The organism is Burkholderia sp. AU30198, assembly GCF_020419825.1.
Lineage (GTDB): Bacteria > Pseudomonadota > Gammaproteobacteria > Burkholderiales > Burkholderiaceae > Burkholderia.
In genome coordinates, this window is sequence record NZ_JAIZSA010000009.1 from 92,350 (window position 1) to 110,410 (window position 18,061).

Annotated in this window: 17 protein-coding genes; 9 read left to right on the forward strand and 8 right to left on the reverse strand. The window is 69.7% G+C overall.

The genetic code is table 11. The features are described 5' to 3' along the window. Positions 1 to 21: 21 nt before the first annotated feature. Genes cobT through cobC form a run of 3 tightly spaced genes read left to right on the forward strand, consistent with a single transcriptional unit; the run spans position 22 to position 2,412 of the window. Positions 22 to 1,077, forward strand: a complete 1,056-nt coding sequence (gene cobT / locus LGN19_RS20400; RefSeq protein WP_122946749.1) for a nicotinate-nucleotide--dimethylbenzimidazole phosphoribosyltransferase — start codon at positions 22 to 24, stop codon at positions 1,075 to 1,077. After that, positions 1,067 to 1,843 carry an adenosylcobinamide-GDP ribazoletransferase gene (locus LGN19_RS20405; protein ID WP_226216815.1) on the forward strand — a complete coding sequence of 259 codons (777 nt, stop codon included), beginning with the start codon at positions 1,067 to 1,069 and terminating at the stop codon, positions 1,841 to 1,843. Before cobT ends, LGN19_RS20405 begins: the two co-directional genes overlap by 11 nt. Continuing rightward, positions 1,828 to 2,412: an alpha-ribazole phosphatase gene (gene cobC / locus LGN19_RS20410; RefSeq protein WP_226216816.1), complete on the forward strand. Its 585-nt coding sequence runs from the start codon at positions 1,828 to 1,830 to the stop codon at positions 2,410 to 2,412. Before LGN19_RS20405 ends, cobC begins: the two co-directional genes overlap by 16 nt. A 103-nt stretch (positions 2,413 to 2,515) precedes the next feature. On the opposite strand, the gene LGN19_RS20415 is transcribed toward cobC, so the two are convergent. From LGN19_RS20415 to cobU, 4 genes are read right to left on the reverse strand one after another with little or no spacing between them, the layout of a single operon-like run. Beyond that, positions 2,516 to 3,433 carry a cobalamin-binding protein gene (locus LGN19_RS20415; RefSeq protein ID WP_122946037.1) on the reverse strand — a complete coding sequence of 306 codons (918 nt, stop codon included), beginning with the start codon at positions 3,431 to 3,433 and terminating at the stop codon, positions 2,516 to 2,518. Then, positions 3,430 to 4,449 (reverse strand): threonine-phosphate decarboxylase CobD, encoded by a 1,020-nt coding sequence (gene cobD, locus LGN19_RS20420; RefSeq protein WP_226216818.1) that lies wholly within the window; start codon positions 4,447 to 4,449, stop codon positions 3,430 to 3,432. The genes LGN19_RS20415 and cobD overlap by 4 nt, the downstream gene beginning before the upstream one ends. Next, positions 4,442 to 5,386, reverse strand: a complete 945-nt coding sequence (cbiB, locus tag LGN19_RS20425; RefSeq protein WP_226216819.1) for an adenosylcobinamide-phosphate synthase CbiB — start codon at positions 5,384 to 5,386, stop codon at positions 4,442 to 4,444. The genes cobD and cbiB overlap by 8 nt, the downstream gene beginning before the upstream one ends. Continuing rightward, positions 5,380 to 5,934, reverse strand: coding sequence for a bifunctional adenosylcobinamide kinase/adenosylcobinamide-phosphate guanylyltransferase (gene cobU / locus LGN19_RS20430; protein ID WP_226216821.1), 555 nt, complete (start codon positions 5,932 to 5,934; stop codon positions 5,380 to 5,382). The genes cbiB and cobU overlap by 7 nt, the downstream gene beginning before the upstream one ends. Positions 5,935 to 6,008: 74 nt before the next feature. On the opposite strand from cobU, the gene LGN19_RS20435 reads away from it, so the two are divergent. The 4 genes from LGN19_RS20435 (at position 6,009) to LGN19_RS20450 (ending at position 9,108) form a co-directional block, all read left to right on the forward strand. Continuing rightward, complete coding sequence (locus tag LGN19_RS20435; protein ID WP_226216823.1) at positions 6,009 to 7,511, forward strand: cobyric acid synthase; 1,503 nt, start codon at positions 6,009 to 6,011, stop codon at positions 7,509 to 7,511. Between the two features lie 82 nt (positions 7,512 to 7,593). Then, positions 7,594 to 7,740, forward strand: a complete 147-nt coding sequence (locus LGN19_RS20440) for a hypothetical protein (RefSeq protein ID WP_164462617.1) — start codon at positions 7,594 to 7,596, stop codon at positions 7,738 to 7,740. Positions 7,741 to 7,889: 149 nt separating this feature from the next. Then, positions 7,890 to 8,303: a DoxX family protein gene (locus tag LGN19_RS20445; protein WP_174955411.1), complete on the forward strand. Its 414-nt coding sequence runs from the start codon at positions 7,890 to 7,892 to the stop codon at positions 8,301 to 8,303. A gap of 136 nt (positions 8,304 to 8,439) precedes the next feature. Next, positions 8,440 to 9,108, forward strand: coding sequence for a ParA family protein (locus tag LGN19_RS20450; protein ID WP_226216825.1), 669 nt, complete (start codon positions 8,440 to 8,442; stop codon positions 9,106 to 9,108). 126 nt (positions 9,109 to 9,234) lie between these two features. Here the strand turns inward: LGN19_RS20450 and panD are convergent, their stop codons facing one another. The 4 genes from panD to LGN19_RS20470 all read right to left on the reverse strand — a co-directional run bounded on the left by panD (position 9,235) and on the right by LGN19_RS20470 (position 11,836). Further along, complete coding sequence (gene panD, locus LGN19_RS20455; protein ID WP_039368025.1) at positions 9,235 to 9,621, reverse strand: aspartate 1-decarboxylase; 387 nt, start codon at positions 9,619 to 9,621, stop codon at positions 9,235 to 9,237. 45 nt (positions 9,622 to 9,666) lie between these two features. Beyond that, entirely contained in the window at positions 9,667 to 10,506 is an 840-nt protein-coding gene (gene panC / locus LGN19_RS20460) for a pantoate--beta-alanine ligase (RefSeq protein WP_226216826.1), read from the reverse strand. Positions 10,507 to 10,770: 264 nt separating this feature from the next. Beyond that, on the reverse strand, positions 10,771 to 11,643 hold the full coding sequence (locus tag LGN19_RS20465) for a segregation and condensation protein A (protein WP_226216828.1): 873 nt from the start codon (positions 11,641 to 11,643) through the stop codon (positions 10,771 to 10,773). 4 nt (positions 11,644 to 11,647) lie between these two features. Beyond that, a complete protein-coding gene (locus tag LGN19_RS20470) occupies positions 11,648 to 11,836 on the reverse strand; it encodes a DUF3460 family protein (RefSeq protein ID WP_226216830.1) in 189 nt (62 codons plus the stop codon). A gap of 266 nt (positions 11,837 to 12,102) precedes the next feature. On the opposite strand from LGN19_RS20470, the gene LGN19_RS20475 reads away from it, so the two are divergent. Continuing rightward, positions 12,103 to 13,917, forward strand: coding sequence for an autotransporter assembly complex protein TamA (locus LGN19_RS20475; RefSeq protein WP_226216832.1), 1,815 nt, complete (start codon positions 12,103 to 12,105; stop codon positions 13,915 to 13,917). A 28-nt stretch (positions 13,918 to 13,945) separates the two neighbouring features. After that, on the forward strand, positions 13,946 to 18,028 hold the full coding sequence (locus LGN19_RS20480; protein WP_226216833.1) for a translocation/assembly module TamB domain-containing protein: 4,083 nt from the start codon (positions 13,946 to 13,948) through the stop codon (positions 18,026 to 18,028). Positions 18,029 to 18,061: the final 33 nt, after the last annotated feature.

The window sequence follows — 18,061 nt, forward strand, 5'->3', positions numbered from 1 at the left end:
CGCCAACGACACGGCTTCTCGATGACGACCCCGACCCACTTCCCGCCCGCGATCGCACCGCTCGACGACGCGCTGCGCAAGCGCCTGCAGCACGTGATCGACCACAAGACCAAGCCGCCCGGCAGCCTCGGCCAGCTCGAGGCGATCGCGCTGCAGATCGGCCTGATCCAGCATACCGAGCGGCCGGTCGTACAGCGTCCCGTGATGATTGTGTTTGCCGGCGATCACGGGATTGCCGCCGAGGGCGTGAGTCCGTATCCGCAAGCGGTGACCGCCCAGATGGTCGCGAATTTCCTCGCGGGCGGCGCGGCAATCAACGCGTTCGCGGGCGCCGCACAGAGCGCGCTCGAAATTGTCGATGCGGGCGTCGCGTCGCCGCTGCCGCTGTCCGACCGGCTGGTGTCGCTGCCGGTCGCGCGCGGCACGCGCAACTTCGCGGCGGAGCCGGCGATGACGCGCGACGAGGCGATGACGGCGATCGCGGCCGGTGCGGCACGCGTGCGCCTGCATGCGTCGCTCGGCACGAACGTGATCGGCTTCGGCGAGATGGGGATCGCGAACACGTCGTCGGCCGCGTGCCTGATGAGCCGGCTGCTCAGCGTGCCGATCGATGCCTGCGTCGGGCGCGGCACGGGCCTCGACGACCAGGGCCTCGCGCACAAGCGCGCGGTGCTCGGTCGTGCGCTCGTCAAGCACTCGCACGCGATCGCACCGCTCGACGTGCTCGCGACGTTCGGCGGCTTCGAGATCGCGATGATGACGGGCGCGTATCTCGCGGCCGCGAGCGAGCGGATGACGATCCTCGTCGATGGCTTCATCGCGACGGCTGCGCTGCTCGTCGCCGAGCGCATCGCGCCCGGCGTGCGTGACTACTGCGTGTTCTCGCATACGTCGCACGAGGCCGGGCACCGGCGCATGCTCGAGCATTTCGGTGCGAAGCCGCTGCTCGCGCTCGACCTGCGGCTCGGCGAAGGCACGGGCGCGGCGCTCGCGCTACCGCTCGTGCGTGCGGCGGCTGCGTTCCTCACGGAAATGGCGAGCTTCGAATCGGCCGGCGTCGACAATCGTGACGCCTGATCGCACGCGCGGCGTGCGGGCCGAACTGCGCTACTTCTTCGTCGCGCTCGGCTATTTCACGCGCGTGCCCGTGCCGCGCTCGATCGGTTATGCGGCCGGCGACCTCGATCAGGCCGCGCGTTATTTCCCGCTCGTCGGCGCATGTGTCGGCGCGTGGGGCGCGCTCGTCTATCTCGCTGCGCTGCGTGTGCTGCCCCCGTCGATCGCGGTCGGGTTGTCGATGGCCGCGACGCTGCTCGCAACCGGCGCCTTTCACGAGGACGGCCTGGCCGACAGCTGCGATGCGTTCGGTGGCGGCTATACGCGCGACGACGTGCTGCGCATCATGCACGACTCGCGGATCGGCACGTTCGGCACGGTCGCGCTCGTGATCTCGCTCGGCGTGAAATGGCAGGCGCTTGCGTCGATGCTGCCGTTGCGTGCCGCATGGACGATGATCGCCGCGCACGCGGCGAGCCGCGCGGCGGCCGTGAGCTTGCTGATGACGCTCGACTACGTGCGGCCCGAAGGCAAGGCGAAACCGGTCGCACAACGGATGGGTGCGCGCGCGGCGTGCGTCGCGGCGCTATTCGGATTGCCCTGGCTGTTCTGGCCCGACTGGCGCATGGGTGTCGTCGCATGCGTTGCGCTCGTGCTCGTGCGCGCGTGGGCCGCCCGCTATTTCGTGAAGCGGATCGGCGGTTATACGGGTGACTGTCTCGGCTTCGCGCAGCAACTGTGCGAACTGGCGATCTATCTCGTGGTGCTCGGATGGACGTCGTCCTGATCCGTCATCCGGCCGTCGGCGTCGAGCCGGGCATTTGCTATGGACGCAGCGACGTGCCGCTCGCTGCACCGCCCGACGCCGGCGCGCAAGCCGTGCGCGCGCATCTGTCGGCACTCTGCGCGCCGTTTCCCGAACAGGTCTGGACGAGCCCGCTGACGCGCTGCGCATCGGTTGCCGAACGGCTCGCGCAAGCATGCGACGTGCCGCTGCGGAACGATGCGGACTGGCAGGAAATGGATTTCGGCGCGTGGGAAATGCAGCGCTGGGACGATATCGATCGCGCGGCGCTCGATGCGTGGGCGGCCGACCTGATGCATGCGTGTGCGCACGGCGGCGAAAGCGTCGCGCGGTTTGCTGCGCGGGTCGCACGGCGGGCCGATGCAGTGGCGCAGCTCGACCGGCCACAATGGGCGGTGACGCATGCGGGCGTGATCCGCGCGTTTGCATCGCATGTACTGCGCGTGCCGCTCGATACGCTGTTGTCGCGGCCAGTGCCGACAGCGGGTGTCGTCTGGCTGCGCGCGGATGCCGCCACGCGAACGTGGGAAGTGGTGCACTGGGACGAATAGGCGCGCTGGCGTCTGCATGCGAACGACGCGCCGCGCGGTCAATCCGTCTCGGGCGCGAGAAGCATCGGTGCAGGTGCGCGCGGGGCGCGCAAGCGGCCGGATATCAGCGTGCCGGCCGCCGCGCACGCGCGGCATCGAGATCCTCGCACAGCGCGGCCGCGCCCTGCGCGATCCGCGGCGACGGCCGCGTCAGCAGATCGCCGTCGATCGCGAACAGGTTGTTGCGCGCGACGGCCGTCAGTGCGGGCCACGCGCGCCAGCGCGCCAGGCTCGGCAACGGTTCGTCGGAGCGCGTCGTGCCCGCGCCGGTCGTCACGATCGCCTCCGGATTCGCCGCGAGCACGGCCTCGTCGGTGACGGTCGGCACGAGCGGCTTGAGCGACGCGAACACGTTGCGGCCGCCGCACAGCTCGATCACGTCGTTGATCAGGTGCGTGCCGTTGAGCGTCATCAGCGGCCGGTCCCAGACCTGGAAGAACATCGTGACGGGCGCTCGCGCAGCGTAACGCGTGCGCAGCGCCGCAATGTCGCGCGTATAGGCGGCCGCGGCCGCATCGGCAACGGGTTGCGTGCCGAGCAGCGTGCCGAGCCGGCGCAGCGACGACGCTACGTCGTCGAGATGCTTCGGCTCGCTGAGGAACAGCGGGATGTGCAGTGCGCGCAGCGCGTCGGTCTGCCGCTCGGCATTGCCGTGCCGCCAGACGACGATCAGGTCGGGCTTCAGCGCGGCGATCCGCTCGAGATCGAGCGCCTTGTTGTCGCCGACGCGCGGTATCGCTTGCGCGGCGGGCGGATAGTCGCTGTACGTGACGGTGCCGACGAGCTTCGCGCCGCCGCCGGCCGCGTAGACCAGTTCGGTCGCGTGCGGCGCGAGGCTGATCACGCGTTGCGCGGGGGCCGGCAGCGTGACGGTGTTGCCGGCGTCGTCGCGCGCCGTGACATCGGCGTGGGCAAACGACGCGTAGGCGAGTGCGGACAGCATCGCGACCGGTGTGAGCCGGCGGAACGTGCGCGGATTCATGCGGATTCCCGTTGCAGCTGCGGCACGCAGTGCGCGAGCGCGTCGCCGAGGCGCTGCCATTCGGCTTCGCTGCCCGGCAGGCCGACGCGTACGCTCGACGGTGCAGGGAAGTGTCGCGTCCAGATTCCGCGTGCGGCGAGTGCCGCATGCAGCGCCGCAGCGCGCGGGTCGTCGGTCCAGCTGAATAGCGGTGTCGCGCGAACTGCGAAGCCGTGTGCGCGCAGCAGTGCGGCCAGCCGCTCGCCGTCGGCCGCGAGCCGTTCGCGGGCCGCAGCCTGCCATGCGCGATCGGCGAACGCCGCGGCGACCGCATGGCGCGCGGGGCCGCCGACCGTCCATGCGCCGAGCATGTCGCGCAGCGCGACGATCCGGTCAGGGCACGCGAGCACGAAGCCAGCGCGGATGCCGGCGAGCCCGTAGAACTTGCCGACCGAACGCAGCACGACGAGGCCCGGGCGATCGACCTGCGGCGCGAGCGACTGCATCGCACCCGTATCGGCGAACGCCTCGTCGACGATCAGCGTGCCGCCGCGCGCCGCCAGTTGCGCATGCCAGCCGAGCAGGCGCTCGGCCGGTACGAACTGGGCGGTCGGATTATTCGGATTCCCGACGATCACGTGGCGCAGCGTCGCAGGCAGCGTATCTGCGTCGATGTCGAGCGCGACGACGCGATGGCCGTGGCGCGCGAAGGCCGGTGCGTATTCGCCGTATGCGAGCGCCGCGACGCCGGCGTCGCCCGTCGGCAGCAGCGCGGGCAACGCGCGGATCGCGGCCTGGCTGCCGGCGACCGGCAGCACGTGCGCGGGATCGGGGGCGTGGTAGTACTGCGCGGCGCAGGCCGCGAGGCCGTCGCCGTCGTCGGGCAGCCGGCGCCATGCGTCGGCCGGGACGGGCGGTACCGGATAGCCGACCGGATTGATGCCGGTCGACAGGTCGAGCCACGCGTCGTACGGAATGCCGTGGCGGCGTGCGGCTTCGTGCAGGTTGCCGCCGTGCGCGATGCGGGTATCAGACATGATGGGTGGCCATGGCGAGTGCGCCGCTCGCGACCAGCAGCGCGAGCCACAGGGCAAGCGTGCGCGTGACGAGCGACAGCGCGGCGACGATGTGGATGGCGGTCGCCGTTGCGCCGGTGCCGAGCGCCGGACGATCCTCGATCTCGCCGTGATAGACGGCCGGGCCGCCGAGCTGCACGTTCAGGCTGCCGGCGCCGGCGGCCATCACCGGGCCCGCGTTCGGGCTGTCCCAGTGGCGCGCCTGCGTGCGCCAGCAGCGCCATGCGGCGGCCGTGTCGCCGAGCAGCGCGTAGCTCGCGGCCGTGAGGCGCGCGGGAATCCAGTTCAGCGCGTCGTCGAGGCGCGCGGCGGCCCAGCCGAAGGTCAGGAAGCGCGGCGTGCGGTAGCCCCACATCGCGTCGAGCGTATTCGCGAGCCGGAACAGCAGTGCGCCGGGGCCGCCCGCGACGACGAACCAGAACAGTGCGCCGAAGATCGCATCGTTGCCGTTCTCCAGCGCCGATTCGACGGCCGCACGCGACAGCGCGCCTTCGTCCGCATCGCTCGTGTCGCGCGACACGATGCGCGCGGTCAGCGCGCGGGCGGCGCCGAGGTCATGCCGCAGCAGTGCCGCGGCGATCGGCGCGACGTGATCGGCGAGGCTTTTCGCGCCGAGCGCGAACCACAACAGCGCGATGTGCAGCGCGGCCGCGAGCGGCCACGGCAGCACGGCTGCGAGCCATGCCGCGACGGCGACCGGCGGCACGACCGCCGCGATCCACGCGGCGACGCCGACCACGCGGCCGCGCCGGCCCGTGTTCAGCGCGCCTTCGATACGCGCGGCGAGGCGGCCGAACGCGACGAGCGGGTGCCAGCCGGCCGGTTCGCCGATCGCGCGGTCGATGATCGCGGCCGCGACCGCGAACATCGCGACGACGGGCAGCGACAGCATCAGCATGACGGCGCTCCCGCCTTGAGGTCGAGCGGCAGCCCGGCGACGAGCAGCGTCACGCGCGTTGCGAGCGCGGCGACGCGCTGATTCAGGCGGCCGAGTTCGTCGACATAGCGGCGCGTGACCGATCCGAGCGGCACGACGCCGAGCCCGATCTCGTTGCTGACCACGATCACCTTCGCGCGCGCGCCGCGCAACGCGTGCTCGAGCCGGTCGACCTGCGCCGCGTACTGCGCATCGTCGAGCGGTTCGCCGTCGGCCGGGCACAGCAGGTTCGTGAGCCACAGCGTCAGGCAGTCGACGAGCAGGCACGCGTGCGGATCGTCGAGCCGCGCGAGCGTGCCGGCGAGGTCGACCGGCGCGTCGGCGAACCCCCAGTCGGCCGGCCGGCGCGCGCGATGGTGCGCGATACGCTGCGCGAATTCGGCATCGGCGGCGGTCGCGGTCGCGATGTAGGTGACGGGACGGCCGCTGTCGGCGGCGAGCCGCTCGGCGTGCGCGCTCTTGCCCGAGCGTGCGCCGCCGAGGACGAAGGTGAGGTCGTGCGGAATCATCGCGTGATTGTAACGGCGCGGGCATGGCGGCGCGGGGGATAATGCGGCCTTTGCTTCGCGACGAGCTTTACACGATGAATGCACCCGAGCCGCGGCCGCGCGGTACGCTGATGATCCAGGGCACGACGTCCGACGCGGGCAAGAGCACGCTCGTCGCGGGCCTGTGCCGGCTGGCGCGCCGGGCCGGCGCGCGCGTTGCGCCGTTCAAGCCGCAGAACATGGCGCTCAACAGCGCGGTGACGGCGGACGGCGGCGAGATCGGCCGCGCGCAGGCGCTGCAGGCACTGGCCGCGGGCGTCGCGCCGCATACGGATTTCAACCCCGTGCTGCTGAAGCCGACGAGCGATCGCGGCGCGCAGGTGATCATTCACGGCAAGGCGCGCATGAACCTCAATGCGCGCGCGTATCACGACTACAAGCCGGTCGCGTTCGATGCGGTGCTCGAGTCGTATGCGCGGCTGCGTGCCGGCTACGACACGGTGATCGTCGAAGGCGCGGGCAGCCCGGCCGAGATCAACCTGCGCGACGGCGACATCGCGAACATGGGTTTTGCCGAACGCGTCGACTGCCCGGTCGTGCTCGTCGCCGACATCGACCGCGGCGGCGTGTTCGCGCACCTGGTCGGTACGCTCGCGTGCCTGTCGGACAGCGAACGCGCGCGCGTGCGCGGCTTCGTGATCAACCGCTTTCGCGGCGACTTCAAGCTGCTCGAACCGGGGCTCGACTGGCTGCGTGCGCAGACGGGCAAGCCCGTGTTCGGCGTGCTGCCGTATCTGCACGGCCTGCTGCTCGACGCCGAGGACATGCTGCCCGCGCAGGCGCGCAGCGCCGCAGCACGCGGTGACGCCGGCGTGCTGCGTGTCGTCGTGCCGGCGCTGCCGCGCATCAGCAACCACACCGATTTCGATCCGCTGCGCGCGCATCCGCAGGTCGAATTCACGTACTGGAAGAGCGGCCCCGTGCCGGATGCCGACCTGCTGATCCTGCCCGGTTCGAAGAGCGTGCAGCGCGACCTCGCATGGTTGCGCGACGCGGGCTGGGACACGCTGATCCGTCGCCACCTGCGTTACGGCGGCAAGGTGATCGGCGTTTGCGGCGGGATGCAGATGCTCGGCCGCACGCTCGACGATCCGCTCGGCCTCGAAGGGGCGCCCGGCAGCGTGCCGGGGCTCGGACTGCTCGATTTCGACACGACGCTGCAGCCCGACAAGACGCTGAAGAACGTCACGGGGCATCTCGCGCTGCCGGGCGGGGCCGCCGTGCGCGGCTACGAGATTCACATGGGCGACACGCACGGGTCCGCGCTCGCGTCGCCCGCGCTGGCGCTGGCAGCCGACGCCGCGCAGGACGGTACGCGCCCCGACGGCGCGGTTTCCGCCGACGGCCAGATCCTCGCGACCTACGTGCACGGGCTGTTCGACTCGCCCGACGCGTGCACGGCGCTGCTCGCGTGGGCCGGGCTCGACGGCGCGGAACGGATCGACTATCCGGCGCTGCGCGAGGCATCGCTCGAGCGGCTGGCCGACACGTTCGCCGACCATCTCGACCTCGACGCGCTGTACGCCGAATTTCGTTGATGCGCCGTCTCTCAGCCCTCGCTTTTTCCGCCTGATCGCGTACAACAGAGGAGGGCGGATGTCCGCCCGGAGGAGTGCGGCGATGAAGGCTCGATGGTGGTTGAGCGTGCTGCTCGCGGCGCTGCTGGGTGCGTCGGCGGTTGCGCACGCGTGCGATTCGTACGGATCAAGCGGCAGCCAGCCCGGTTCCGGCGACGCCACACAAGGAAAGAGCGGTTACGGTTACTGATGCATGGTGAGGGGCATGATCGGTCATGCCCCTTTTTACATCTCAATTAACTCCATACAGGAATCAGTTAAAGCGAATTGACGTGTTTATTGGTCGAATCGATTCGAATAGAGTGCGATCCATTCACACCACTCACGAAGGAATTCGCCATGAACCCCAATCGCCTCAACGATTTCGCCGCGACCCTGCTGCGCGTCGCGCTCGGCGTGCTGTACCTCGCGCACGTCGCGCAGAAGGTGTTCGTCTTCACGCTGCCTGGCACCGCGCAGTTCTTTGCGTCGATCGGCCTGCCGGGCTGGCTCGCGTACCTGACGACGTTCGTCGAACTGGCCGGCGGCCTCGCGCTGCTCGCGGGCTTCCGGGTGCGTGTCGCCGCGCTCGTGCTGCTGCCGTTCATGCTCGGCGCGACCGCCGCGCATCTGCCGAACGGCTGGAGCTTCGCGTCACCGAACGGCGGCTGGGAATATCCGGCGTTCTGGGCCGTCACGCTCGCCGTGCAGGCGCTGCTGGGCGGCGGCGCGTTCGCGCTCGGCGCCCGGGAAGCCGCGGGTCAGCGTGTGTAACGGGTAGGTCAGCCGGCATGGTGCGGCGCAACCCGTTCCGGTGATACCCCGTTTGCCGATATCATCGCTCCCTGTATCCGCATTCGAGCGGCGCCTGCCATGCGGCGGGCGCCGCGCGGCTTTTTCGGGGGAATTCATGACGGTGATCGTGGTGGCGAATCCGAAGGGCGGCGTGGGGAAGAGCACGCTGTCCACCAATCTTGCCGGCTATTTCGCGGCGCAGGGCGCGTGGGTCGCGCTCGCCGATCTCGACCGGCAGCAGTCCGCCCATGCGTGGCTCGACCTGCGGCCGGCCGGATTGCCGGCGATCGAGGCGTGGGAACTCGATCCGGACGCGCCGACGAAGCCGCCGCGCGGCCTCGAATATGCGGTGATCGATACGCCGGCCGGCCTGCACGGCAACCGGCTCAACGTCGCGCTGCAACTGGCCGACAGGGTGATCGTGCCGCTGCAGCCGTCGATGTTCGATATTCTGGCCACGCAGCAGTTTCTGGAACGCCTCGCCGGCGAGAAGGCCGTGCGCAAGGGCAGCGTCGAGGTCGGGATCGTCGGGATGCGGGTCGATGCACGCACGCGCTCGTCCGACCAGCTTCACCGGTTCGTCGAAGGGCTCGGCCTGCCGGTGCTCGGCTACGTGCGCGACACGCAGAACTACGTGCAGATCGCCGCGCATGGCCTCACGCTGTGGGACGTCGCGAAGAGCCGGGTCGAGAAGGATCTCGAACAGTGGCGGCCGATCGTCGAATGGGCCGAACGCCGGGTGCCGAAGGCCGAGAAGCCGGAGAAGGCCGCCAAGGCGTCCTGATCGCACGGCCGCCGGGCCGGCTCGCGATGAAATGAGAAAGGGCCGGATCCCGTGGTACACGGCATCCGGCCCTTCGACCGCAAGCGGCGCAGCCGCTCCCGCGCGCCACGGCACGCGGTCAGGCGGTCAGGTCCAGTTCTGCGTCGGCACGTGATCGCGGTGGCCCTTGATCTTGTTGCCGTCGTCGATGAACACGAGCTTCGGCTTCCAGCCGGCCTGCAGTTCGGCTTCGTCGACCATTGCGAAGGCCGCGATGATCACGAGGTCGCCGAGCTGCGCGCGACGCGCGGCCGAGCCGTTCAGCGAGATCATCCCGCTGCCGCGCTCACCCTTGATCGCGTACGTCGAGAAGCGCTCGCCGTTGTTGATGTTCCAGATGTCGATCCGTTCGTTCTCGATGATGCCCGAGGCTTCGAGCAGATCTTCGTCGATCGCGCACGAGCCTTCGTAGTGCAGCTCGCAGTGCGTGACGGCCGCGCGGTGGATCTTCGATTTGAGCATGTGGCGCTGCATGGTGTCTCCGTGATGCGTCGTGAGAGGCGCGGGCGGGGCGGCCCGTCAGATTTCCAGGTTGTCGATGAGGCGCGTCGCGCCGAGCTTCGCGGCGGCGACGACGACGAGCGGTTCGCCGGCTTCGAGCTCGGCCGCGTTCGGCGCGATCAGGTTCGCGCGGCGGCGGATCGAGATGTAGTCGGGCGCCCAGCCGCGGCCGGCCAGATGCGTGCGAGCCATGTCTTCGAGCTTGCCGAGGTCGTGCTCGCCGCCGAGCAGGCTTTCGCGCATGCGCTGCAGCGTCTTCGCGAGTTCGGGGGCTTCCTTGCGCTCGTCGGCCGACAGGTAGCGGTTGCGCGACGACAGTGCGAGGCCGTCCTCGTCGCGCACGGTTTCGGCGGCGATGATGTCGACCGGCAGCGCGAGCTGCTGGCACATGCGGCGCACGATCATCAGCTGCTGGTAGTCCTTCTTGCCGAACACGGCGACGCGCGGCTGCACGCAGGCCATCAGCTTCGACACGACCGTGCACACGCCGGTGAAGAAGCCGGGCCGGAATTCACCTTCGAGGATCCCGCCGAGATCGTCCGGCGGCAGCACGCGGTATTCCTGCGGTTCCGGGTACATGTCGCGCTCGGTCGGCGCGAACAGCACGTAGACGTTTTCCTTCTGCAGCTTTTCGATATCGTCCTGGAGCGTGCGCGGATACTTGTCGAAATCCTCGTTCGGGCCGAATTGCAGCCGGTTGACGAAGATGCTCGCCACGACCGGGTCGCCGTGCTGGCGCGCGAGGCGCATCAGCGACAGGTGCCCTTCGTGCAGGTTGCCCATCGTCGGCACGAACGCCGTGCGGTTCTGTCCGCGCAGCTGGTCGCGCAGTTCATGGATCGAGCTGATGACTTTCATGATCGGGTAGCGGGTTCCTCGCGCTGGCGCGCGTTGGCGCCGCGGCAGCGGCGTCGGGGTCGAAGCGGAGAACGCCGGCGCGCGGGCGGCGCATCGGGCGTCGGCGGATTGTAGAGGATTTGGCCGTCAAACGCATCGAAAAAAGCACGGTCGTTCACTTTTTAAGCGGGCGTGCCGGCAACGACCACGCGGCCGTGCCGGGCTGCGGTGAGGCAGCCAGTGTGCCGGGATGAATCGGGAAAACGGGAAGGGCGGGCCTGGGCGTTATGCCGGCAAGTACGCGAGACGCACGTAGATCGGCGCGAACGGCTCGGCCTGCGTGATCTCGAGGAGCGATTCGCGCGCGAGTTCGAGCATCGCGATGAAATTCACGATGACGACCGGCACGCCGCGCGACGTGTCGAACAACTCGGCGAATTCCATGAAGCGCGCGTTCTGCAGCCGGCGCAGGATCAGGCTCATGTGTTCGCGCACCGACAGCTCCTCGCGGGAGATCTTGTGGTGCTGGACGAGCTTCGCGCGCTTGAGCACGTCGGCCCATGCGGCGCGCAGGTCGTCCGAATTCACGTCGGGGAAGCGCGGCGTGACGCTCTGCTCGATGTAGACCTCGGCACGCAGGAAGTCGCGGCCGAGCTGCGGCAACTGGTCGAGCCGCTGCGAGGCAAGCTTCATCTGCTCGTATTCGAGCAGGCGGCGCACGAGTTCGGCGCGCGGATCCTCGGCTTCCTCGCCGGTGTCGGCCTTCTTGACCGGCAGCAGCATCCGCGACTTGATCTCGATCAGCATCGCGGCCATCAGCAGGTACTCGGCCGCGAGCTCGAGGTTCGACGTGCGGATCTGGTCGACATAGCCCAGATATTGCGCGGTGACCTGCGCCATCGGGATGTCGAGCACGTTGAAGTTCTGTTTGCGGATCAGGTAGAGCAGCAGGTCGAGCGGGCCTTCGAACGTCTCGAGGAAGATCTCGAGCGCATCGGGCGGGATGTAGAGATCCTGCGGCAGCTTGAAGAGCGGTTCGCCGTACAGGCGAGCGAACGCCGCGACACCGTCGACCGTGTCGGGCGTCGAATCGGCGCCCGCGGGCGCGGCGATCGCGTCGTCCTGCCGGGCGGCGCTGGCCTCGTCGGCGGCGCTCACGTGGTCAGAAGTTCTGGTAGTAGACGTACGACGTTTGCTTCACGCGCGAATCCTGCTGATCGGCACGCTCTTCGAGGTCGATCGGCTGCTTGTCCCACAGCAGGGAACGGCCTTTGCGCTGCTCTTCCTCGAGCGTCGGCTTCTGCTGCTTGAGCTGGTTCAGGAACTGCGTGACATCGGACTGGTACGGCATGGCTGGGTTTTCCGTTTCGGGCGGCGCACGATGCGCGGGATTCACGATGGCGGGATTTTACCGCATCGCGGGAACAGCCGGCGGCAATCGCGCGTCGAATCCGCGGGCCGGCGCGCAGTAGGTGCACGGACGCGTGCCGTCGGGCATGGCACGACGGCCCCGCTCGTTCGCGCAGCGGTTTACAAACATTAAGCTTTGACGCCTACGCCCTGTGGTCAAATACAGGGTTTTCCACAAAACCGTGATAACCGAGGGCGAGGTCATATTTGGCGGGGCAGTCGAACCAGCAAGCACACACGGCACATGATGCGGGCCCGCGCGTGGAAGGCAATCGCGCCGGCGCCGCGGCCCGCGCCGCGCGGGTGACCGTCGCGGGTTGCCTTGCCGCGTGCTTCGCGTTGCCGGCCCACGCGAAGTACGACGTCGACATCGATGCGCCGCGCTCGGTTCGCAAGCTGCTCAAGTCGCATCTCGATATCGCGCGCTTCGCGAAGCGCGACGACATCAGCGACGACCAGTTCGACTTCCTCGTCACCGCCACGCCGCAGCAGGTGCGCGACCTCACCGCGACGGCCGGCTATTTCTCGCCGGTCGTGCGCACCGACGTGCGCACGCGCGACGGCAAGCGCGACGTGCGCATCGCGGTCGATCCGGGGAAGCAGACGGTCGTGTCGACCGTCGACCTGACGTTCAAGGGGCCGATCGACACCGAGGATCCGAAGCAGGAAGCCGCGACCCGTTTCGCGTTTTCGCTGAAGCCGGGCGATCCGTTCACGCAGTCCGACTGGGACGGTGCGAAGGGCGCGGCGCTCAAGCAACTGCAGTCGCGCCGCTATCTCGGCGGGAAGATCGCGTCGTCGGAGGCGCGCATCGATCCGAGCACGCAGCGCGCGACACTCGCGGTCACGTTCGACAGCGGCCCGACGTTTACGATCGGCAAGGTCGATGTCGACGGCGTGCGGCGCTATCCGGAAAAGATCGCCACGAACGTCAATCCGTTGTCGGAAGGCGAGATCTACGACGTGCAGCGGATCGCCGAATTGCAGCGACAGTTGCAGAACACGCCGTACTACGCGAGCGTCGCGATCGACGTCGGCGACGATACGGCGAAGCCCGAGCGCACGCCCGTGCACGTGAAGGTCAGCGAGTTCCCGTACAACAACATCCGCGGCGGCGTCGGCTTTGCCACCGATACCGGGCCGCACGTGCAGGGCTCCTATACGTATCTCGACACGTTCGGCGCCGCGTGGCCGCTGACCGTGTCGGGCCGGCTCGACCAGATCCAGCAATACGGACAGGTCCAGCTGTCGATGCCGCCGGGCGAGAAGGGCTGGACCAACAGCGTGCTCGCGTCGTACACGAACACCAACGTGTCGGACACGCGCATCTACAGCGCGCGGGTCGGCGCGCAGCGCACGCGCACCGGCCAGTTCATCGACTATTCGTATTCGCTGATGTTCTACCAGGACCGGCTCGACCAGAACGGCGCGGGGCCGACCACGAGCCGCGCGCTCGTGCCGCAATGGGCGTGGACGCGCCGCAACGTCGACGATCCGCTGTTTCCTCGTTCGGGCAACCTGATCCACGCGGAGGCCGGCTTCGCGGTCAAGGGCGTGCTGACCGACCAGTCCTTCATCCGCGGCTACGCGCGCGGCCAGCAGTACCTGCCGATCGGCAAGCGCGACCTGTTCGTGTTCCGCGCGGAGCTCGGCGGCGTGTTCACGAGCGGCAGTTCGACCGGCGTGCCGGCGTCGCTGCTGTTCCGCGCGGGCGGCTCGAACTCGGTGCGCGGCTACGGTTACCAGAGCATCGGCAACAGCGTCGACGGCTCCGTGCTGCCGACCAAGTACCTGATGACGGGCACCGCCGAATACCAGCACTGGTTCAACCGCGACTGGGGCGCCGCGACGTTCTTCGACATCGGCACCGCCACCGATGCGTGGGGCGAGCGGGTGTTCTACCCGGGTGTCGGCGTCGGCGCGCGCTGGCGCAGCCCCGTCGGCCCGATCAACGTCGACGTCGCGTACGGGTTGCGCAACCATAGCGTGCGCCCGTACCTGACGCTCGGCATCGCTTTCTGACCGTACCGCTTCACCGACGACGAACTGCATGACGAAGGACCCGAACGACACGCCGCCGCCTCACGATCCGGACTCGCCCGACGGCGCGCCCGACGCGCCGCCGCGCGCGCCGCGCCGCGGGCCCGTTGCGCGCATCGGGCGGTTCGTCGCGTGGACGCTCGCGACAGTCGTGCTGCTCGTCGTGCTGGCGGCCGGGCTCGTGCTGGCCGCGGTGACGACCGAGCACGGCACGCGGCTCGCGTGGCAGGTGGCCGAGCGCGTACTCGGCGCGCGGCTCGCGGGCACGCTCGACGGCGGCTCGCTCGCGACCGGCGTGCGGTTGCGCGGGTTCGCGTGGACGAGCCCCGACGGCACCGGCACCGAAATCCGCATCGACCGGCTCGACGGGCGCTGGGCCCTGACCCGCGCGCCGTGGCGGCTGTCCATCGCCTACCTTCGCGCCGGCACGATCGACGTGCGGATCCCGCCGGGGCCATCGACGCCGAGTACGACGCCGCAGGACCTGAGCCTGCCGCTGCAATTGCGCATCGACGACCTGCGCGTCGATCGCCTTGCGATCCGCGACGGCGGGTCGACGACCCAGCTCGACCATCTCGCGCTGAACGGCCGCAGCGACGGCCGCCACCATGAACTCGTGCTCGACGGCGTCGATACGCCGTTCGGCGCGCTGACGGCGCGCGCGAAGCTCGACGGCGTGAAGCCGTTCGCGCTGACGGGCGAAGCCACGTATGCGGGCAAGCTGTCCGACGAGCCGGTCGATGCGCGCGCGCGCGTGTCGGGTTCGCTCGAGGCGCTCGTCGCCGACGTCGACGCGAGCGGGATGAAGCTTAACGGGCGCGCGCACGTCGAGGCCGCGCCGTTCGGCGCGGTGCCGCTCACGCGCGCGTCGCTCGCGTTCGATCACGTGAACCCGCAGGCGCTCGCGCCCGGCGCACCTGCCGCCGATCTCGCGGTGCGCGCGGAACTCGCGCCCGTGACCGCGCCGGCCGGGTCTGCGCCCGCGAAGGGTTTCGCGGTGACGGGCCCGGTGTCGATCGTCAACGCGAAACCCGGTACGCTCGGCGACCACCTGCTGCCGGTGATCGATGCGCACGCGAACGTGCATCTCGACGCGCACGCGCAGCGGATCGACGCGCTCGCGCTGAAGCTGATCCGCGACGGCAGCGTGACGGGCAGCGGTACGCTGGCGGGCGGCAAGGGCCGCTTCGACCTGAAGGTCGCGAACCTCGACCTGAACGCATTCGTCGCCGAGCTGCGGCCGATGCGCCTCGCCGGCCCGCTCGGCGTGACGCTCGCCGGCGACGTGACGACCGTCGATTTCAACCTGAACGACCCGACGCTCGCGCTCGGCGCGCGCGCGAAGGTCGCGCTGACGCCGCAGCAGACCGTGCTGACCGACGCGCGCGTGACGGCGGGCAAGGGCCGGATCGACCTGACGGGTGTGTTCCGTCACGATGCGCATTCGAGCTACGACGCGAAGGCGACGCTGACCGCATTCGATCCGCTGCTGCTCGCCGCGATGAGCGCGCCGAAGGCGGGTGGCGGCAAGGCGCCCGCCAAGGTCGCGAAGGCGCCGGCCCAGCGCGGCGAGACGCGCGTGTCGGGCACGCTGACGGCGTCGGGCGCGTTCGCGCCGCAGGTATCGACGAAGGCGACCTTCAAGCTCGGCGACAGCCTGTACGACGGCGTGCCGCTGACCGGCGCCGGCGTCGTGCAGCTCGCCGGTTCGCGCATTCTGCCGAGCAACGCGAGCCTGTCGATCGCGGGCAACCACGTCGACCTGCGCGGCAGCTTCGGCGCGCCCGGCGACCGGCTGCGCTTCGTGGTCGACGCGCCGCAGCTCGACCGGCTCGGTTTCGGCGTGGAAGGGCTCGTGCAGGCGCAGGGCGACCTGACCGGCAGCTTCGCGCACCCGAACGTGACGGCCACCTACAAGGCCGAGCACGTCGTTGTCGGCTCGAACCGGATCGGTGCCGCGCAGGGCCGTGCTGACATCCGCGACGGCGCGCACGGCGCGCTCGTGTTCACGGCCGACGCGTCCGACATCGCGCTCGGCTCGCTGAAGCTGAAATCGCTGCGCGCGAACCTCGACGGCACGCGCGCGAAGCACACGCTCGACGCGTCGGCGCTCGGGATGGCCGACGGCCGCGTGATCGACGTGACGCTCGCGGCGAACGGCGGCGTGGTCGAGAACCGCGACGGGATGCGCTGGGACGGCACGGTGACGCGTCTCGCGAACCGCGGCACGCCGGCCATCGCGCTGCAGTCGCCGCTGACCGTATCGGCCGGCGCCGGCCGCGTGACGCTCGGCGCGACGCGGCTCACGCTCGAAGGCGCGGCGATCGACCTGAAATCGTTCGTGTTCGATCACGGCCAGATGCGCTCGGCGGGCTCCGTGAGCGGCGCGTCGGTCGCGCGTTTCCTCGAGGTCCGCCAGGAGCTGACGGGCCAGCGGCCACCGGTGCGGACCGACGTCGTGCTCGACGCCGACTGGGATTTCTCGCTCGGCGCGAACTCGACGGGCTATGTGCAGGTGAAGCGTCGCGGCGGCGACGTGACGATCGAAAGCGGGCGCGGCATCGCGTCGCTGGGGCTGACCGACCTGTCCGCGCGCGCGAGCTTCACGCCCGGCAACCGGCTCAACCTGACGGCGCTCGCGAAGGCGAACCGGATCGGCACGCTCGACGCGAACGTCATCGTCCCGTTCGCGCTGCGCGACGGCATGTTCGGCGTGGTCAACGATGGCCCGTTGTCGGGCCGCATCGACGCCGATATCCCGGCACTGAAGACGACCGGCAACCTGTTCGGGCCGAGCTACCTGCTCGGCGGGCGCGCGGCGCTGAAGCTGACCATCGCGGGCACGCCGGTGAAGCCGAACCTGTCGGGGATGCTGACGGGCGACGATTTGTCCGCGACGCTCATCGACCAGGGTGTGCAGTTGAAGGACGGCATCGTGCGCGTGAAGCTGTCGGACAACCTCGTCGAATTCCAGCAGGTCGAATTTCACGGCGGCGACGGCACGCTGCGCGCGCTCGGCCGCGTGCGCCTCGATGGCGAGGCGCCCGACCTGACCGCCAGCATCGTCGCGGACAAGCTCGAACTGTTCGCGGCGCCGGACCGCAAGCTGTCGCTGTCGGGCAAGGCAACCGTCGCGAACGACGGGCCGCGCGGCGCGCTGTCGATCGACGGCAAGTTCGTCGTCGACCGCGCATTGTTCGACCTGCCCGAGGAATCGGCGCCGCACCTGTCGGACGACGTCGTGATCGTGCAGCCGGGCGGCACGGTGCGCGGCGAGACGCCGACCGGCACCGCGGTCGCGAAGCCGAAGCCGGCCGAGGGCAAGCCGGCGCCGTCACTCGCGCCGCGCGCGAACATCGACATCGGCCTCGGCAACAACTTCCGCTTCAAGGGACACGGCGCGGATCTCGGGCTGCGCGGCACGATCACCGTGATGAGCGCGCCGGGCGTGCCGCTGCGCGCGGTCGGCAACGTGCGCGTGACCGAAGGGTCGACGTATACGTCGTTCGGCCGCAAGCTGGCGATCGAGAACGGCTTCTTCACGTTCAACGGCCCCGTGTCGAACCCGGGCGTCAACATCCTCGCGATGCGGCGCAACCAGGAGGTCGAGGCCGGCGTACAGGTGACGGGCACGATCCAGTCGCTGACGGTCAAGCTCGTGTCGGAGCCGAACGTCACGGACAACGAAAAGCTGTCGTGGCTGCTGTTCGGGCACGGCACCGACCAGGGCAACAACGTCGGCCAGCAGGGTGCGATGACGGCGGCGCTCGGGCTGCTCGGCAGCGTGACCGGCAAGCGCGTCGCGCAGACCTTCGGTCTCGACGAGGTCTCGGTCGGCCGCAGCGAAGTCGGCCTGACCGATCCGCAGGTCGTGCTGGTGTCGAAGGCGATCAACGAGCGGTTCGTGCTCGGCTTCGAGCAGGGGCTGCAATCGGCGGCCAACGCGTTCAAGGCGACGATCAACCTGACGCGCTTCTGGTCGGTGTCAGCGTACGGCGGCACGTTCCAGGGTGTTGACCTGAACTACACGCGGCGCTTCGATCGCTGGTTCGGCAGTGACGCCGCGCGCGCGCGGCGCGCCGAGCAGCCATGAAAAAAGCCCCGCACGATTCGTGCGGGGCTTTTT

Excerpts from the sequence above, each read along its gene's own strand:
- cobT (WP_122946749.1), top strand. The coding sequence starts at position 22 with ATGACGACCCCGACCCACTTCCCGCCCGCGATCGCACCGCTCGACGAC.
- cobC (WP_226216816.1), top strand. The coding sequence starts at position 1,828 with ATGGACGTCGTCCTGATCCGTCATCCGGCCGTCGGCGTCGAGCCGGGC.
- LGN19_RS20415 (WP_122946037.1), bottom strand. The coding sequence starts at position 3,433 with ATGAATCCGCGCACGTTCCGCCGGCTCACACCGGTCGCGATGCTGTCC.
- cobD (WP_226216818.1), bottom strand. The coding sequence starts at position 4,449 with ATGTCTGATACCCGCATCGCGCACGGCGGCAACCTGCACGAAGCCGCA.
- cbiB (WP_226216819.1), bottom strand. The coding sequence starts at position 5,386 with ATGCTGATGCTGTCGCTGCCCGTCGTCGCGATGTTCGCGGTCGCGGCC.
- cobU (WP_226216821.1), bottom strand. The coding sequence starts at position 5,934 with ATGATTCCGCACGACCTCACCTTCGTCCTCGGCGGCGCACGCTCGGGC.
- LGN19_RS20435 (WP_226216823.1), top strand. The coding sequence starts at position 6,009 with ATGAATGCACCCGAGCCGCGGCCGCGCGGTACGCTGATGATCCAGGGC.
- LGN19_RS20440 (WP_164462617.1), top strand. The coding sequence starts at position 7,594 with ATGAAGGCTCGATGGTGGTTGAGCGTGCTGCTCGCGGCGCTGCTGGGT.
- LGN19_RS20445 (WP_174955411.1), top strand. The coding sequence starts at position 7,890 with ATGAACCCCAATCGCCTCAACGATTTCGCCGCGACCCTGCTGCGCGTC.
- LGN19_RS20450 (WP_226216825.1), top strand. The coding sequence starts at position 8,440 with ATGACGGTGATCGTGGTGGCGAATCCGAAGGGCGGCGTGGGGAAGAGC.
- panD (WP_039368025.1), bottom strand. The coding sequence starts at position 9,621 with ATGCAGCGCCACATGCTCAAATCGAAGATCCACCGCGCGGCCGTCACG.
- panC (WP_226216826.1), bottom strand. The coding sequence starts at position 10,506 with ATGAAAGTCATCAGCTCGATCCATGAACTGCGCGACCAGCTGCGCGGA.
- LGN19_RS20470 (WP_226216830.1), bottom strand. The coding sequence starts at position 11,836 with ATGCCGTACCAGTCCGATGTCACGCAGTTCCTGAACCAGCTCAAGCAG.
- LGN19_RS20480 (WP_226216833.1), top strand. The coding sequence starts at position 13,946 with ATGACGAAGGACCCGAACGACACGCCGCCGCCTCACGATCCGGACTCG.